This window comes from Plastoroseomonas hellenica, assembly GCF_018129085.1.
In the GTDB taxonomy this organism is placed as follows: Bacteria; Pseudomonadota; Alphaproteobacteria; order Acetobacterales; family Acetobacteraceae; genus Plastoroseomonas; species Plastoroseomonas hellenica.
Genome location: NZ_JAAGBB010000015.1, coordinates 1 through 15,466 on the forward strand (window position 1 = coordinate 1; position 15,466 = coordinate 15,466).

The 15,466-nt window shown below is 68.4% G+C and carries 18 protein-coding genes; 13 read left to right on the plus strand and 5 right to left on the minus strand.

What is annotated here, in order from left to right; genetic code table 11:
• From GXW71_RS13700 to GXW71_RS13725, 6 genes are all read left to right on the plus strand, one after another.
• Positions 1-590, plus strand: a 590-nt coding sequence (locus GXW71_RS13700; RefSeq protein WP_211853089.1) for a serpin family protein, incomplete at its 5' end; no start/stop codon positions are given.
• Between the two features lie 207 nt (positions 591-797).
• The gene (locus tag GXW71_RS13705) at positions 798-1,430 is read left to right on the plus strand and encodes a hypothetical protein (protein WP_211853090.1); all 633 of its coding nucleotides are present in this window, start codon (positions 798-800) and stop codon (positions 1,428-1,430) included.
• Between the two features lie 61 nt (positions 1,431-1,491).
• Positions 1,492-2,130, plus strand: coding sequence for a class I SAM-dependent methyltransferase (locus tag GXW71_RS13710; RefSeq protein ID WP_211853091.1), 639 nt, complete (start codon positions 1,492-1,494; stop codon positions 2,128-2,130).
• Positions 2,131-2,137: 7 nt separating this feature from the next.
• Positions 2,138-2,602, plus strand: coding sequence for a hypothetical protein (locus GXW71_RS13715; RefSeq protein ID WP_211853092.1), 465 nt, complete (start codon positions 2,138-2,140; stop codon positions 2,600-2,602).
• A gap of 58 nt (positions 2,603-2,660) precedes the next feature.
• Positions 2,661-3,749, plus strand: coding sequence for a mandelate racemase/muconate lactonizing enzyme family protein (locus tag GXW71_RS13720; protein WP_211853093.1), 1,089 nt, complete (start codon positions 2,661-2,663; stop codon positions 3,747-3,749).
• A gap of 70 nt (positions 3,750-3,819) precedes the next feature.
• Positions 3,820-4,524: an SDR family oxidoreductase gene (locus tag GXW71_RS13725; RefSeq protein WP_211853094.1), complete on the plus strand. Its 705-nt coding sequence runs from the start codon at positions 3,820-3,822 to the stop codon at positions 4,522-4,524.
• A gap of 61 nt (positions 4,525-4,585) precedes the next feature.
• Here GXW71_RS13725 and GXW71_RS13730 read toward each other — a convergent pair whose 3' ends face one another.
• The 3 genes from GXW71_RS13730 to GXW71_RS13740 form a co-directional block, all read right to left on the minus strand.
• Entirely contained in the window at positions 4,586-4,894 is a 309-nt protein-coding gene (locus GXW71_RS13730) for a hypothetical protein (protein ID WP_211853095.1), read from the minus strand.
• Positions 4,895-5,061: 167 nt separating this feature from the next.
• A complete protein-coding gene (locus GXW71_RS13735) occupies positions 5,062-5,535 on the minus strand; it encodes an SRPBCC family protein (RefSeq protein ID WP_211853096.1) in 474 nt (157 codons plus the stop codon).
• Positions 5,536-5,569: 34 nt separating this feature from the next.
• Complete coding sequence (locus GXW71_RS13740; protein WP_211853097.1) at positions 5,570-6,451, minus strand: SDR family oxidoreductase; 882 nt, start codon at positions 6,449-6,451, stop codon at positions 5,570-5,572.
• 100 nt (positions 6,452-6,551) lie between these two features.
• On the opposite strand from GXW71_RS13740, the gene GXW71_RS13745 reads away from it, so the two are divergent.
• Positions 6,552-7,445 carry a LysR family transcriptional regulator gene (locus GXW71_RS13745; RefSeq protein ID WP_211853098.1) on the plus strand — a complete coding sequence of 298 codons (894 nt, stop codon included), beginning with the start codon at positions 6,552-6,554 and terminating at the stop codon, positions 7,443-7,445.
• 42 nt (positions 7,446-7,487) lie between these two features.
• Here GXW71_RS13745 and GXW71_RS13750 read toward each other — a convergent pair whose 3' ends face one another.
• Together GXW71_RS13750 and GXW71_RS13755 are read right to left on the minus strand one after the other, a co-directional pair.
• The gene (locus GXW71_RS13750; RefSeq protein WP_211853099.1) at positions 7,488-8,303 is read right to left on the minus strand and encodes an SRPBCC family protein; all 816 of its coding nucleotides are present in this window, start codon (positions 8,301-8,303) and stop codon (positions 7,488-7,490) included.
• A 2-nt stretch (positions 8,304-8,305) separates the two neighbouring features.
• A complete protein-coding gene (locus GXW71_RS13755) occupies positions 8,306-8,902 on the minus strand; it encodes a helix-turn-helix domain-containing protein (protein WP_211853100.1) in 597 nt (198 codons plus the stop codon).
• Between the two features lie 124 nt (positions 8,903-9,026).
• Between GXW71_RS13755 and GXW71_RS13760 the strand changes: the two genes are divergently transcribed.
• From GXW71_RS13760 to GXW71_RS13785, 6 genes are all read left to right on the plus strand, one after another.
• On the plus strand, positions 9,027-9,290 hold the full coding sequence (locus tag GXW71_RS13760; RefSeq protein WP_211853101.1) for a hypothetical protein: 264 nt from the start codon (positions 9,027-9,029) through the stop codon (positions 9,288-9,290).
• Entirely contained in the window at positions 9,287-10,210 is a 924-nt protein-coding gene (locus tag GXW71_RS35445; RefSeq protein ID WP_211853102.1) for a DUF7146 domain-containing protein, read from the plus strand. Before GXW71_RS13760 ends, GXW71_RS35445 begins: the two co-directional genes overlap by 4 nt.
• Positions 10,207-11,604, plus strand: coding sequence for a phage/plasmid primase, P4 family (locus tag GXW71_RS13770; RefSeq protein ID WP_211853103.1), 1,398 nt, complete (start codon positions 10,207-10,209; stop codon positions 11,602-11,604). Before GXW71_RS35445 ends, GXW71_RS13770 begins: the two co-directional genes overlap by 4 nt.
• Positions 11,605-11,965: 361 nt before the next feature.
• Complete coding sequence (locus GXW71_RS13775) at positions 11,966-13,021, plus strand: ABC-three component system protein (protein ID WP_211853104.1); 1,056 nt, start codon at positions 11,966-11,968, stop codon at positions 13,019-13,021.
• Positions 13,014-13,511: an ABC-three component system middle component 2 gene (locus GXW71_RS13780; protein WP_211853105.1), complete on the plus strand. Its 498-nt coding sequence runs from the start codon at positions 13,014-13,016 to the stop codon at positions 13,509-13,511. Before GXW71_RS13775 ends, GXW71_RS13780 begins: the two co-directional genes overlap by 8 nt.
• Complete coding sequence (locus tag GXW71_RS13785) at positions 13,508-15,379, plus strand: AAA family ATPase (protein ID WP_211853106.1); 1,872 nt, start codon at positions 13,508-13,510, stop codon at positions 15,377-15,379. The genes GXW71_RS13780 and GXW71_RS13785 overlap by 4 nt, the downstream gene beginning before the upstream one ends.
• Positions 15,380-15,466: the final 87 nt, after the last annotated feature.

Genomic DNA, 15,466 nt, shown 5'->3' on the forward strand with positions numbered 1-15,466 from the left:
CCTTCGATCCCGCCGCCACCCGGACGGGGCCGTTCCGCCGCGCCGGCGGCGGCACCGCCGAGGCGCGCTTCATGACCGGCGTGGTGACCGCGCGCTTCGCGCGAGGGGAGGACATCCACGCCGTGCGCCTGCGCTACACGACGCGGGATTTCGAGCTGCTCCTGCTGGCGCCGCGGCCCGACGGCAACCCGTCCGCCGCCAGAACCCTGGTCGGCCAGGGCAAGATCCTGGAGACGCTCTCCGCCCTGCGCTTCGCGGAGGATCAGGTCGGCGTGACGCTGCCGACATTCGAAGCCAGCCATGGCGGCGACCTGCTCCCCGCGCTCCGGCGCATCACGCCGGCCTTCGACGCCAGCTACACCGGCATCACCGGGCGCGGCGTCCTGGTCAGCCAGGTGCGCCAGAAGGCCGTGCTCAAGGTGGATGAGCGAGGCACCGAAGCGGCCGCGGCGACGGCGATCATCGCGCAGCGGGGCATCTCGATGCGGCCGGTCTTCCACGCCGACGCCCCCTTCCTTGCCGTCGTGCTGCATGTCCCGACCGGGCTGCACATCGTCTCCGCCCTGATCAACCTGCCGCGGTCGGCGTGATGCGCCTCGCGCGCCGGCGCGTTGTCCGGCCGTTGAGGGTCACGACGCACCGGTAGCGCGCACTGTCACGCGGCGGCGCCGGCGGCCGCATCCTTGCCGGGCCGGACCATCACAACCCTGCGTGCCCGATCGCCCCGCCCATTGCCGTGCTTGCGAACGCGGCCAGATGGACCGCGGCCGCTTGGCCGCAAGGGACAGATATCGACGATGATCATCGAAGTGGACGTCAGGAAGTTCAATGTGGAGAAGCAGGCCGAGCCCTGGCTCTGCTGGGCGGCATCGGCGCGCGCCATCGCGCTGTATCACGGGCTGGCCGCGCCCGATCAGCAGGGCCTGGGCGCGATGTTCCCCGACAAGACCCAGGGCGCTTCGCCGAAGATGGTCCTCGAATCGAAGTTCGGCATGAAGGAGCATGTCCTCTGGCAGGAGGACCGGCATGCGGTCGATGATGCGGTGAACCGCAGCCGGGAACAGGATCTGCGCGACAACCTGCGCTACCACCTCAGCGCCAAATCGGGCCCCTTCCTCTGCGGCATCACCGAGCAGCAGGACACCGCCTGGCCGCTGACCGGGCGCAGCAAGCCCTATACCTACCGGCATGCGACGCTGCTCCACCGCTTCAACACCGATACCGACGAGGTCGGCATCGCCGATCCCGCGCGTTCCGACGAGCGGGGGCGCACCATCACCGTCGGGATACCCGAGCTGATCCGTGGCTTCCGCTACATCGAGAAGGCCGATCTCGGGCCCAATGCCGCGTCGCTGCTGCCGGCCGCGATCGGCGACATCAGCGTGCGCGCCTATCGCCTGTCCTGGTTCGAGGTCCAGAAGACGCCATAGGCGACAACGCCCCGATCGCAGATCCCTGCGCCCGTGCTAAAGCACGGCGCAGGAGACCGCCATGATCCGCACCGCGAACGCCGCGCGTTTCTGGGACCGCACCGCGCGCAAATACGCGGCCAGCGGGATCAGCGACATGGCGGGCTATGAGCGCACGCTGGCGCGCACGCGGCATCATCTCCGCGGCGACGAGACGGCGATCGAATTCGGATGCGGCACGGGGACGACGGCGCTCAAGCTCGCGCCCTTCCTCCGGCACATCCTGGCGACCGACATCTCCGGCGGCATGATCGCGATCGCGCGGGAAAGGGCCGCGGCGGCAGGCCACGCCAATGCCGCCTTCGAGGTGGCAACGCCCGATGCGGCGCCCTGGCCGGATGCCAGCTTCGACGTCGTGCTCGGCTTCAACCTCCTGCACCTGGTGGCCAACAGGGAAGCGGCCCTGCGTGGCATCCATCGGCTGTTGCAGCCGGGCGGGCTGTTCATCTCCAAGACGCCGTGCCTGAAGGAGATGAACCCGCTGGTGCGGATCGCCGTGCCCGTCATGCAGGTGATCGGCAAGGCGCCCTATGTGGCGTCCTTCTCCGTGGCCGAGCTGGAGCGCGCGATGGCGGCAGTGGGATTCGACATCATCGAACGCGCCTATCATGCTTCGCGCGGCCGGGACGCACGGCCGTTCCTCGTGGCCAGAAAGCGGTGATGGCGACATGACGATACGCGGTTGGGCGAGCTTCGCCTGGCAGGCCGATTACGGGCAGTTCTATCTCATCGACTGCGAGGATGCCGCCTTCCGGCCGCCGACGGAGCTCACGCCCGACATGGAGCGGCGCAGCCTCTTCGTCCCGCCCACGGGGATCGTGATCTATACCAATGACTGCCTGCAGCAGCAGGTCCGCATCCGCATCCATGGATCCGAGCCGGACCATGCGCCGGTGGAGCCGATGAGCGGCAAGCCATGGACGCGGATCGAGACGGTCGAAGCGCGCTTCCCTTCGCAGAAGTTCACGCTGTCGAGCCCGTCGATGCCCGACCCCTTGCCGTGTGGGCCCTTCTTCCTTCTCGATGCCGCCACGGTGACGGCGCGCATCAGCTGGATGGAATTCCAGGGCAGCCGGGATGACAGCGTGCCCGTCGAGCCCGACGTGATCGAGGTCACCTTCTGGCCGCGTTAGAGCGTGATGACTTGAAGCGGAATCGCCGAAAAGTCTGGCAGGAAGAGGAGGAACGCCCATGCCCGCCATCGCCCGCATCGAGGCCGGCCATTACCGCATCCCGCTGCCGGAGGTGCTGAGCGACAGCACCCATGGCGCCATCCCCGCCTTCGAGCTCATCACCTGCCGCGTCTTCGATGCCGAGGGTGCGGAGGGCATGGGCTACACCTACACCGTCGGGCGCAATGGCGGCGCCATCCGCCACATCCTGGCCGAGGAGATCGCGGAGATCGCCGCCGGCGCAGATGCCGACCTGACCGAGGCGCTGTGGCGCCGCGTCTGGTGGGCGCTGCATTACGGCGGCCGCGGCGGGCCGGCGGTGCTGGCGCAATCCGCCTTCGACATCGCGCTCTGGGACCTCAAGGCGAAGCGCGCGGGATGCGCGCTGTGGCGGCTGCTCGGCGGGCATGATCCGCGCGTGCCCTGCTATGCCGGGGGCATCGACCTCGACCTCTCCGTCGATGCGCTGCTGCGCCAGACCGAGGGCAACCTGGCGCGCGGCTTCCGCGCCATCAAGATGAAGGTCGGCCGTCCCCGGCTCGCGGAGGATGTGGAGAAGCTGAAGGCGATGCGCGCGCATCTCGGTCCGGGCTTCCCGCTGATGGTCGACGCCAACATGCGCTGGACGGCGGATGAGGCGATCCGCGCCGCCCGCGCCTTCGCCCCCTTCGATCCCTATTGGCTGGAAGAGCCGGTGGTGCCGGAGGATGTCGCGGGGCATGCGCGCGTGCTGCGGGAGGGTGGCCTGCCCGTGGCCTCCGGGGAGAACCTGCGCTCGCTCTGGGAATTCCAGGCGCTGATCGCGGCGGGCGGCGTCTCCTTCCCGGAGCCGGACGTGACCAATTGCGGCGGCGTGACCAGCTTCATGAAGGTGGCGCGGCTGGCGGAGGCCTTCCAGCTTCCGGTCACCAGCCATGGCGCGCACGACATCACCGTGCAGCTCCTGGCCGCCTGCCCGAACCGTTCCTTCCTGGAGGCGCATGGCTTCGGGCTGGAGCGCATCATCGCGGAGCCGCTGCGGATGGAGGAGGGCTGCGCCATCGCGCCGGACCGGCCGGGGCATGGCGTGGCCTTCGATTGGGACGCGCTGGCGGCACTCCGCGCCTGACCTTGGCCGATCGCGAACAGGGCCGATATCGAGGCGCAGCATCAGGCGCGCCGAAGGGGAGAGACAGTCGATGGCAGCGGAGAAGGTGGCGGTGGTGACCGCGGGTGGCAGCGGCATGGGGGCGGCGGCGGCGCGCCGGCTGGCGGCGGATGGCTTCCGCATCGCCATCCTTTCCTCCTCGGGCAAGGGCGAGGCGCTGGCCAAGGAGCTCGGCGGCCTCGGCATCACCGGCTCCAACCAGTCGCCGGAGGATCTCGAGCGCCTGTTCGATGCGGTGATGCGCCGCTGGGGCCGCGTCGATATCCTCGTCAACAGCGCCGGGCATGGGCCGCGGGCGCCGCTGCTCGACATCACCGACGCGCAATGGCATGCGGGCCTCGATGTCTACCTGATGAACGTGATCCGCCCGACCCGGCTGGTGACGCCGATCATGCAGGCGCAGAAGGGCGGCGCGATCATCAACATCTCGACCGCCTGGGCCTTCGAGCCGAGCCCGATGTTCCCGACCTCGGCGGTGTTCCGCGCCGGGCTCGCCGCCTTTACCAAGCTCTTCGCCGACACCTATGCGGCGGAGAACCTGCGCATGAACAACATCCTGCCGGGCTGGATCGACAGCCTGCCCGCGACCGAGGAGCGGCGGCGCAGCGTCCCCATGCAGCGCTACGGCACGGAGCAGGAGATCGCGGCGACCGTCGCCTTCCTCGCCTCGGAGGGTGCCGGCTACATCACCGGCCAGAACATCCGGGTCGATGGCGGGATGACCCGCGCGGTATGACGCCGCGCCGGGTCAGAGCCCGTTTGGAAATGGCGGCCCGCAGCTATTTTCAAACGGGCTCTCAGGTCGCGAGGCCGGAGAGATAGGGCTGCGCCGCGCGCAGCGCCGGCCCGCATTCCGGCACCTCCGCGCCGAGCACGGCGTCATAGCGCGTCAGGCCGGTCCAGAGCCGGAGCGCCGTCACCACGCCATGGACCGGGGCCTCGCTGTAGCGATCGGCGAGCGCCGGGCCGGCCGCCGCGATGCAGGTCGTGACCTGCTGGATGACCGCGGGCGGCGCCGCGAGCTGGCGCAGGCGCTCGGCGAGCTGCGCCTGCGCGGGTTCGACGACGAGCCAGGTGACGAGCGTGAAAAACAGGTCGCGGATCATGGCGGCTTCCCTTCCGGCACCGGTGTCGCCGCGATCCGACATCGCACAAGTGCCGGAAGGCTTGCGCCAGAGGGGCCCGGACCGGTCTCTCTCGGCGGTCATCTGGGCAGCGGCGCCATCGCCGTCAAGCAATGGCTGCGTGACCGCGCGGCGCCGCGCCCCCTGGATCAGAGCTTGCCCCCAGCGACCAGCTCCCGCGTGCGCCTCAGCGTTGACAGCAGCGCGGCCTTGTAGCCGTCGGCGCTGTCGAACTGGGCCTGCTCGGCCCGCTCCTCGGGACCGCCGGGCTCTTTCCCGCGCAGGCCGAGATAGCAGTAGAAGCGAAGCTGCAGATCGCCAGCCTCGTCTTCGTACAGCGCGTTGACGATCGCACCTTCGCGCGGACCAGTGGCCTGGAAGAAGGTGACCTTGGTCTCGGGCTCGAGGGTGATGATCTCGCGCAACTCGGCGCCGGCGATCGTGGCTTCGCGCACGAAATGGGTCGCGCTTTCCTCCACGACATCGCAGCGGGTGCAGAGGCCGGGCGGCAGGAACAGGCGGGCGTCGCGGGCCTTGAGCTCCAGGCCTGCCCAGACCTGCGCACGCGTCAGCCTGGTCTCGCCTTGCGGGTTCACGGGAATGGTGGCTGTCGAATAGATCATGGTCGTCATCCTTGCTGCGGGTGGTGTCCGGGGCTCAGGCCGATTGCGCGGCGGTCGCGGCGATCTGCGTCGCGAAGTCGCGGTAGGCGTGCAGCGGGCGGCCCAGGATCCTGGTCAGGCGCTCGACGTCGCCGGCTTCCGGGATCATGCCGTCGCCAACGTAGCGCTCGGCCATCAGGCGCATCTCATAGGCCATCCACTTCGGCATGATGTTGGCCAGGTTCTGTTCGAAGCCGGCGGGATCGTCGCCGCCATAGGTTACCGGGCGGCCCAGGACCTCGGACCAGATGGCCGCCGCGTCCGGGCCCGTCAGCGTCGCGGGGCCGACCAGGTTGATGGTTTCGATCGGCAGCTTGCCCGCTGCCTGATCGCGACGGATCAGCTCGATCGCCGCGACCTCCGCGATGTCGCGGGCATCGACCATGGCGATGCCCTTGCCGCCGATCGGCATGGGATAGACGCCGTGGTTCAAGATGACGTCCTTGATCATCAGCTCGTTGTCGATGAAGTAGGCCGGACGCAGGATGGTGGCGCTGAAGCCCATCTGTTCGATCATCCGCTCGGCGCCCAGCTTGACCGCGAAGTGCGGCACGTTCGCCCAGCGGTCGCTGTGGATCACCGACACGTAGACGACCCGCTCGACGCCTGACTCGCGGGCGACGTTCAGCGCGATGAGCGCCTGGGTGAATTCGTCGGCCGCCACCGCGTTGAGCAGGAACAAGGTGCGGACGCCGGTGAAGGCGGTGCGCAGCGCGTCGATGTCGAGCAGCTCGCCCTGCACGACCTGCACGCCGGCGGGGAAGCCGGCCTTCGCGGGATCGCGGGTGAGGACACGCACGGCGGCGCCGCGCGCGACGAGTTGCTGGACGACGTGGCGGCCGACACGGCCGGTGGCGCCGGTGACGAGGATGGTCATGAGGAAATCTCCGGGGTTCGAGTGACGCCCGGAAGATCAGTGATCCACATGGTGACCGATAGGCGCTATATCTGGACGCACCGTCTCACTGGTGGAACGCATGGACTTGCTCGCCCTCGCCGATTTCAACCTGGTCGCCCGGCATGGCGGGTTCGGCCGCGCTGCCCGCGCCGCGGCGCGCCCCAAGGCGACCCTGTCGCGCCGGGTCGCCGAGCTCGAGGCCAGCCTCGGCTTGCGCCTGTTCGAGCGCGGCGGACGGACGCTGAAGCTCAGCGAGGAAGGTCGGGCGCTCTCTGAGCGGACGGCCGCGCTGCTCACCGAGATCGACGAGACCGCGGCGGCGATCGCTTCCGGCGGGAGCACCCCGCGGGGGCGGCTGCGGATCAGCGCGCCCCTGCTGTTCTCGCAGGCCGCGATGGGCAAGCTGGCCGCCGGGTTCGCCATGCAATTCCCGGACGTCCGGCTCGAGGTGACGACGGAAGACCGGAGCGTCGACATGATCGAGGAGGGCTACGACCTCGCGATCCGCGTGAACCCGGACCCGGACGCGACGCTCGTCGGGCGCGCCTTTCTGCACGATCGCCTGGTGGTGGTGGCCAGCCCTGCCCTGGCGCGGCGGACGGACGGCTCAGCCGCGGCCGCCGTCGTGCGGGGGCCAGCGACAGGGCCGGAGGTCTGGAAAGTCTCGACCCCGACGGGCCGTTCGACCATCCCGGTGGAGCCCACCCTGAGCCTGTCGTCGATGATCATGGTGCGGGACGCGGTCCGGGCGGGCGCCGGCGCAGGGCGCCTGCCGGTGTCGCTGGTCAGCCAGGACCTGATGGCTGGCCGCCTGGTCAGTTGGGGCGATGTCGACGGGCCGGAGATCACGCTCTGGGCGCTCTACCCGTCGCGCCGCCTGCTGAGCGCCCGGGTCTCGGCTTTCCTTGAATATCTCAAGACTGCCTTCCCAACGGGAGCGCCGGACGAACTCGCCGCCTATGTCGGCGGGTGAGATGGCTCTGATGGGAAGACACCAAGCGCGAGGTTCTGACCACTAAGTCGGATCGGGCGCTGGTCCCGCCGGTGGAAACGCATGATCGAGCCAGTCCTGCCAAGCGTGGCGAATATCCTCGGCACGATCGGCGGCGGCGCCATAGAGATAGAACCGCACCGACAGCAGGACCTGTCCTGCCATGGGCATCGTGAAGAGATGCGCGATCGCGGGCGCGGGCTGGTCGAGGCGCAGGATCAGCCCCGGCCATTGCGGCGGATTGACGACCTCCACGACGCCGCGCAACGCGGGCGGGCCGGCGGATGTCGTGACGGTCTCGCCGGTCTTCGCCGCCGCCAGGCCGAGCGGCCGGACCAGCGCGTCCCACGCCTTCTCCTGCGCCTCGGCCGACATCGCCAGCAGTTGCACCAGCGCACTCGGCTCACCGTCGAAGTGCTGCAGATAGAGCCGCAGGATCTGGAAGAAGGAGAGCCAACCATGGCTGTGGCCTTCGAACTGATCGTCCCAGTCATCGGTGCTCGCGAACCAACTGTGCACGACGCGCACCGTGCAGGTGCCGCCGGCCTTCGCTTCGACCGTCCATTCGGTCGCGACCTTGCCCGGGCCGGGGCCGCCTTCGGATTCCGCGACGAAGCGCATGGGCGGCTCCCACGCCATGATCGTCGCGGCCGATTCCATGCCGGGCCCGAACTCCGATGCCGTGGTGCCGCCGACCCGGCCATCGAGCCTGGTCGGAACGAACCACGACGAAATCCCGGGCCCGGATGCGATCGCCTGCCACACCTGCTCGGGCGATCCGGGGACCTCGGTCTCCGCCTGCACGCTGCGGCGTCCTGACGGTTCCTTCTTGACGGGCATGATCACTCCTTCGCGCTGGCGGGCGTGGGAAGCGGGTGGGAGACGAGGACGAGGCGATGCGGCCGCCCGCCCGGCGCGGCCGCATCGTGGTAGCGGCCGACCAGCTCGGTGACGGCGCGCGTCAGGTCGCTGGTGAAGGCGGCGCGATCGGCCGGCGAGGCGAAGCGGATCTCCGTATCGAGTGCCAGGGTCGCGAGATGCTTGTCGGCCTGGCGCGCGCGTCGCCAGAGATCCCCGACCTCGCGCACGATCCGGGCGCCGAGCGCGATCAGGTAGCTCGCGGCGAGCCTGTCCCTGCTGCGCGCGGGATCGACGGCGGCCGGTCCCAGCGCTTCCGGCGAGACGACGAAGGACCGGGCGGAGGCGATGAAGAGGCGTTCCGTGAGGCCGCCCCAAAGCCGCTCCTCCGCGACCTCGATCAGCTTGCACGCCTCCAGCGCGCGCACGTGATAGTTCACCTTCTGCCGCGCGAGCCCCATGCGCGCTGCCAGCGCCGCTGCCGAGGCCGGCTCGGCGAGCTCCGCGAGCAGGCGGCTGCGGATCGGTTCCAGCGCGGTCGCGGCGGCACCCGCATCGCTGATGACTTCGACGTCGATCATGCCCGCAGGCTAGCTTGACAAATAAATTTGTCAATGCCCCCGGGCGGCCCGCGCAGTCGCGCCGCTTGACCCGCGGCTGCGTCCTCTGGACAGCCGTGGCACAGGCTGGCGAAGGCGCTGCGACATGCATGAAGGCGAACCGCTGCTGGTGCCGCTGCGGGAGGTGACGCGCCTGCTCGGGCTGCGATCGAACACCGTGCTCTATGCGCTGATGAAGAAGACCGATGCCGAGGGCCGGCCGCTGCTGCCGGCGGTGAAGCTCGGCAAGCTGACGATGGTCCCGATGGAGGGCCTGCGCGCCTTCATCGCGGCGCTGCCGCCGGCGCTGCCGGATGAGGCGGTGGCCGCACGCATGAACCGCATCCGCCGCGGGGAGCGCGGCGCGTGAGTGGCGGGGGCATCGCCGACATCAACGCCGCCCTCGTGCCCTGGATCGCGGATATCGCGCGCGACCTGGTCGGCGCGGCGCCGAGCGGACGAAGCCGGCAGAGCCTGCGCTTCCGCAGCCGCGGCTCACTCTCCGTCGCGATCGCCGGGCCGGAGCGCGGGCAGTGGTACGACCATGAGGCGGGGATCGGCGGCGATCCGCTCGGCCTCATCGCGCATCTCAGGCGCTGCACGATGCGCGATGCGCTCGACTGGGCGCGGCGCTGGAGCGGCGGCGCGGTGGCGCCGGCGGCAGTGGCCGCACCCCCTGCCCCGCCGGCCGCGCCCGATACCGCCGCACTGGCGCGCGCGCTGTGGCGGGAGGCGGCGCCGGCCGCGGGCACGATCGTGGAGGCCTATCTGCGCGGCCGCGGCCTCACGCTGCCGCAGGACGCGCCGCTCCGCTTCCATGGGCGCTGCCCGCGCGGGCGGGACCGGCTGCCCGCCATGCTGGCGCTGATGAGCGACCCCATGACCGCGGAGCCCTGCGGCGTGCACCGCACCTTCCTGACGCCGGATGGCGGCGGCAAGGCGCCGGGCCAGGCGAAGATGATGACCGGCCGCGCCGGCGTGATCCGGCTGGTGCCGGACGAGGAGGTGACTGTCGGACTCGGCATCGCGGAGGGGATGGAGACCTCGCTCGCGGTGATGCAGCGGCTCGACTGGCGGCCGGTCTGGGCGGCGGCGAGCGCGGGCGCCATCGCGCGTTTCCCGGTGCTGCCCGGCATCGAGGCGCTGACGATCTTCGCCGATCGGGATGGCGCGGGCATGGCGGCCGCGCAGGGCTGCGCCCGGCGCTGGTGCGCAGCGGGCACGGAGGTGCGGGTGCTGGCGCCGCCGGCCGGCGATTTCGACGAGCTGACGCGCGGGGGCGCGGCATGACCAGCGCCTATGTCTCCCCCGAGCAGCGGCTGCAGGCGGCGGGCGCGCGGCTGATCCCGCCGGATGACGGGCGCGCCTCCATCGCCGCTGCGGTGCCGCCGGAATTCTCCGACGATGCCTTGGCGCTGGCCTTCACCGCGCGCTACGCGGATGCGCTGCTGCATGTGCCGGATTGGGGCCAGTGGCTGCGCTGGGACGGGTGCCGCTGGGCGAAGGATGCGGTGCTGACCGTGTTCAACCTGGCGCGGCTGGTGTGCCGGGAACAGGCGGCGCGGGCGGGGCAGCGGCGCGGCGACCTCGCGATCGCCAGCGCGCAGAAGGTCGCCGCGGTGGAGCGCCTGGCGCGGAGCGACCCGCAGCATGCGCGGCGCTCCGATGATTTCGATGCGGACCCCTGGGTGCTGAACACGCCGGCCGGCGTGCTGGACCTGCGGAGCGGCGCCATGCGCGCGCATCGCCGCGGCGACCTGCTGACCAAGGTGACGGGTGCGGCGCCGGCTGGGGATTGCCCGCTGTGGCGCGGCTTCCTGCGGGAGGTGACGCAGGGGGATGACGCGCTCGCGGCGTATCTGCAGCGCTGGGCCGGCTACATCCTGACCGGGGAGACGCGGGAGCATGCCTTCCTGTTCGCCTGCGGCCCCGGCGGCAATGGCAAGAGCGTGCTGGTGAACACGCTGGCCGCCGCACTCGGCGATTACGCCGTCACGGCGCCGATGGAGACCTTCATGGCGAGCCCGACCGACCGGCACCCGACGGACGTCGCGGGGTTGCGCGGCGCGCGGCTGGTGGTGGCGCAGGAGACGGAGGCGGGGCGCGTGCTGGCGGAGGCGCGGATCAAGGCGCTGACCGGCGGCGACCGCATCAGCGCGCGCTTCATGCGCGGCGACTTCTTCGAATACACGCCGGCCTTCAAGCTGGTGATGGTCGGCAACCACCGCCCGGTGCTGCGCAACCCCGACGATGCGATGCGCCGCCGCCTGCACCTGCTGCCGCTGACCTGGCGCCCGCCGGCGCCCGACCCGGCGCTGCCGGAGAAGCTGCGCCAGGAGTTGCCGGGGATCCTCGCCTGGGCGGTGCAGGGGTGCCTGGCCTGGCAGCGCGAGGGCCTCGGCATGCCGCAGGCGGTGCGGGGAGCGACGGCCGATTACTTCCACGAGCAGGACCTGCTGGCGCAGTGGCTGGCCGAGCGCTGCGCGCCCCAGCGCGGGGCGCAGGCGCCGTCATCGGCGCTGTTCCGGGATTGGGAGGCGTGGACGAAGGCGCAGGGGGAGAGCGCGGGGACGCAGATGGCGTTCTCGGTGAAGCTGGAGAAGCACTACGCGAAGAAGAAGACGAACCAGGGCGTGGTCTTTGTCGACCTGCGCCTGCTGCCCTCAGAGACGGGTGTGTTCTGATGTCAGAACGGAAGTGCAGGCCTGTGCAGGGTTTTGCATTTCAAGCGTCCGCGCGCGTGTACGGTCTAAATGGAGAACCCTGCACAAGCCTGCACTGGCCTACAGTCAGCGAAGCCCGGCTCGCTGATCTGATGATCGGCGAACATGAGGTTCGTGTCCGAAGGACCATCTTACCGGTCATCTAAAACGGGACGAAGGCGTTTCCTATTCGAGGCCAGTGTGCGATATCTGGCCGAAAGGGGGAGTAGCGAGCGGTGGATATTACTGCGTTTCTTGATCATTGGCGCGCGGCAATGCAGTTGAGCGCCCTGTTCGCCCGTCAAAGCGTAGAATAATGAAACCACCGGCGCACTCGATTGTCGTGACGAAGAAGATGGGTGCTGCGGACCCGCTTGAGATCCGCACAGGCCCGACGATACCACCGATCGAGCGTCTCAAGCTCTTTTCTGCCTCCGACTGGGAGGGCTGCGTGGATGAGTGGGCCTCCAGCCTCCCAGGGTACGGGCTTGTTGAGCGTGCGGGAGGTGCGGGCGACATGGGCTGCGACATCGTCGCAACCGTTGACGCTTCCCAACCCAACGGCGCGTGGGACAACTACCAATGCAAACACTACGATCACCCACTTGCGCCGAGCGACATCTGGCTCGAGCTTGGGAAGCTTTGCTACTTCACACAGCAGGGCGCCTACAGTGTTCCCCGGCGTTACTACTTCGTGGCACCGCGTGGTGTTGGCACTAAGCTGATGCGCTTGTTGAAGAAGCCCGAAGAACTGCGGGCGGGGCTGATTGCCGTATGGTCTGACAAGTGCTCTGGCCATCTCACCGCAGGCTCCTCGATCCCGCTCACCGGCGCGCTCGCTGGCTATGTCAGCACGTTCGACTTCAGCAGGGTCGGGCACCTACCCCCGCTCAAGCTCATCGAAGGTCTGATGGCGACACCCTTCTTCGCTGTTCGGTTTGGCTTAGGCTTGCCTGCGCGCCCGGCCCCACCTTCGCCGCCAGCCGCGATTGACCCTGTCGAAAGTCGTTACGTCGCCCAGCTGCTCGGTGCCTATGGCGACAATCGAAACAAGCCTGTCGCCACTCTCGCGGATCTCGGACCGAAGCATCAGGCCCATTTCAAACGGGCACGCGAGAGCTTCTACTGCGCCGAAGCGCTCCACAGTTTCTCGCGCGACACGCTCCCCGACGGCGCCTTCGAAAACCTCCAGAACCAGATCTATGACGGCGTAGTTGATGTCGCTGAGGCCGATCATGCCTGTGGCCTCACGCGCGTCAATGCGACCACGCAACAAGCAACATCGCTCGCCCTAACCAGCTCGGCGCTTCTAGGGCGCGTTGAGATCGCAGACCGCCACGGCATCTGCCATCAGCTCGCCAACGACGATCGCCTGACCTGGGTTCCAGATCGTGGCTGAATCGGAACGCGTGGGAGCCCCTTTCAACAGCGCACTCGAAACCGGCGTGCGTGCCCTCTCGATTTTGGTCGAGGCTTATCCCTCGACCTACGATCTCCAAAGGCTGCTCTATTTCGATTACCTGGTCGTACACTCCCAGGATGCGGATGGTCCGGAGAGTCTGCATCCCAGCACACCGCTACGAAATGGAGAGTTGCTCGTTCGGCGAGGAATCATCGAAAGGGGACTGTTGCTGCTTATCAGCCGCCGGCTGGTGGAGCGTCGCCCCCATCCGACTGGCATACGCTACAGCGCTTCCGATGAAGCCGGCCCCTTCTTGGACTGCCTGCAAAGTCGCTACGCGTGTCTGTTGCGCGAGCGCGCGCAATGGGCCGTAGAGGTCTTCGGCCTTCTCAACGACGACGAGCTCAGGAGCTACTTCGACTCCCGTTTTGATCGTTGGACGCGCGAGTTTCAGGTCATCCAGCGGCCATCGGAGCGGCAGCTATGAGCGGGTTCCAACTTCGCGGGCTCCGTGTCACTGGTCCTGGCAAGGTCGACGCGGAGATCAAATTCGCTCCTGGGCTCAACGTCATTTCCGGACCTTCGGACACCGGCAAGTCCTACATCGTTGAGACGATCGACTTCATGCTCGGCAGTGCGACGTCACCGCGGCAGATTCCTGAAAGCCTCGGTTACGATCAGGCGCATCTGGCGATCAAAGCGCTGGATGGCCGCTGTTTCACACTAACCCGCGCGCTGCAGGGCGGGGATTTCCTCCTCGCTGATAGTGCCAATCCCGGTGCCGAGCCGACCAAACTCAGTGCGCGCCACTCGGCGACCGACGCGGACAATATCAGCACCTTTCTGCTTCGCCTGATCGACCTCGATCAAAAGCGCTTACGGAAGAATGCGAACAACGAGCTGCAGAATCTCAGCTTCCGCAATCTTGCTCCCCTCATCCTCGTCGACGAAGAGAGTATCATCAAGAAGAGCTCCCCCGTATTTACGGGGGAGGCCACGCAGCGCACCGTGCAAGCAAGTCTGTTTAAGCTGCTGCTGACCGGCGTTGACGACGGATCGCTCATCGCCGTGAAGAAGCGCACCATCGCCAAGGCCGAAATTGAGGCACAGATCGCGCTGCTCGACCAGTTGATCGTCGATTATGAGGATGACCTCAAGGCGCTCATCGCCGACCCTTCCGACCTGGCCGACCAAGAAGCGCGCCTTGAGGCAGCGATAGCCACTAGCGAGCAAGCGCTCTCCGTCGAGCGGTCGGCGTTCGAGGTACAAGCAGCAGCGCGTCGCGAGGCCTGGACTGCACGAGAGAGGATTGATCTGCGCCGGGCCGAGATCGAAGGGTTAAACGAACGCTTCGCCCTACTCGACCAGAGCTATGGCTCCGATCTGGAGCGGCTAGAGGCGGTCGCGGAGGCTGGCCAGTTCTTCGTTGCCTTGGCTGCGGGCCCTTGTCCCCTGTGCGGCGCGCCAGCAGGTGGTCACACCCACGAGGGCATTCCCCATGACGGCGACATCGAAAAGCTGCGGACCGCTTGCAAGGCTGAGATCGCCAAGATTCGTCAACTACGGCTCGAGCTTGCTGAGACAGTTGCCGACCTCACTGGCGAGTTGGCGGCACTTCAGGCGAACGCCGTGATCGCCCGTACCTCCTTCGACGCAGCCGACGCTCTTCTGCGCGAGACGCTAGCGCCAGCGCTTTCAGTGGCGCGTGCCGAGCATACCGAGCTACTTGAGACACGTGCCCAGGTGCGGGAAGCGCGATCACTGGTCGATCGCACTGAGGCTCTGCGTGGCCGGCGCGCCGAAGCCGAGGCCGCACTGGGCACCGCTGGGCGCGCGACCGACGAGCGGCCCGGACTTCCTGCTGCAAGCGTGAAGGCCTTCAGTGACAGCGTCGAGACATTGCTGACCGCGTGGCGTTTCCCCCATGAGAAGCCGGTGTATTTCGACGAGCGTGATCAGGACATGGTGCTAGGTAGTCGGCGGCGCGGCGACCAAGGCAAAGGGCTGCGCGCCCTCACCCATGCTGCCTTCACGCTCGGCCTGCAACTCGCCATCGCGACGCTCGGCCGTTCTTCGGTCGGCTTCGCTGTGCTCGACTCCCCACTCGTCACCTTTCGCGAAGCCGATCACGACGACGAACTCGCATCAGATCAGAAGGTAGCGGTGAAACAAGCCTTCTATAGCGATCTGGCAACACGCTTGGCAGCTTCGCAACTCATAGTGCTCGAGAACGAGGATCCAGAGCCCGCGCTGCGGCCGCGCATTGTGATGCATTTCTTCTCTAAGCAGCACACGCAAGGTCGCTACGGCTTCTTTCCCGTCACCGCCTCTCCCGCAAGGCGCACGCCTGTTTAATGGCCCACCACAGATCCTTGAGAACCACAGCGGCGGACGCGGTGCAGACCATGCGCCGCAGCGGACATAGTGGTTCATTTGCAGCGC

Bases quoted from the DNA above. Each gene is read 5' to 3' on its own strand.
- GXW71_RS13715 (WP_211853092.1), top strand. From the start codon at position 2,138: ATGACGATACGCGGTTGGGCGAGCTTCGCCTGGCAGGCCGATTACGGG.
- GXW71_RS13770 (WP_211853103.1), top strand. From the start codon at position 10,207: ATGACCAGCGCCTATGTCTCCCCCGAGCAGCGGCTGCAGGCGGCGGGC.
- GXW71_RS13720 (WP_211853093.1), top strand. From the start codon at position 2,661: ATGCCCGCCATCGCCCGCATCGAGGCCGGCCATTACCGCATCCCGCTG.
- GXW71_RS13725 (WP_211853094.1), top strand. From the start codon at position 3,820: ATGGCAGCGGAGAAGGTGGCGGTGGTGACCGCGGGTGGCAGCGGCATG.
- GXW71_RS13760 (WP_211853101.1), top strand. From the start codon at position 9,027: ATGCATGAAGGCGAACCGCTGCTGGTGCCGCTGCGGGAGGTGACGCGC.
- GXW71_RS13730 (WP_211853095.1), bottom strand. From the start codon at position 4,894: ATGATCCGCGACCTGTTTTTCACGCTCGTCACCTGGCTCGTCGTCGAA.
- GXW71_RS13745 (WP_211853098.1), top strand. From the start codon at position 6,552: ATGGACTTGCTCGCCCTCGCCGATTTCAACCTGGTCGCCCGGCATGGC.
- GXW71_RS13740 (WP_211853097.1), bottom strand. From the start codon at position 6,451: ATGACCATCCTCGTCACCGGCGCCACCGGCCGTGTCGGCCGCCACGTC.
- GXW71_RS13710 (WP_211853091.1), top strand. From the start codon at position 1,492: ATGATCCGCACCGCGAACGCCGCGCGTTTCTGGGACCGCACCGCGCGC.
- GXW71_RS13735 (WP_211853096.1), bottom strand. From the start codon at position 5,535: ATGATCTATTCGACAGCCACCATTCCCGTGAACCCGCAAGGCGAGACC.
- GXW71_RS13755 (WP_211853100.1), bottom strand. From the start codon at position 8,902: ATGATCGACGTCGAAGTCATCAGCGATGCGGGTGCCGCCGCGACCGCG.
- GXW71_RS13750 (WP_211853099.1), bottom strand. From the start codon at position 8,303: ATGCCCGTCAAGAAGGAACCGTCAGGACGCCGCAGCGTGCAGGCGGAG.
- GXW71_RS13785 (WP_211853106.1), top strand. From the start codon at position 13,508: ATGAGCGGGTTCCAACTTCGCGGGCTCCGTGTCACTGGTCCTGGCAAG.
- GXW71_RS13705 (WP_211853090.1), top strand. From the start codon at position 798: ATGATCATCGAAGTGGACGTCAGGAAGTTCAATGTGGAGAAGCAGGCC.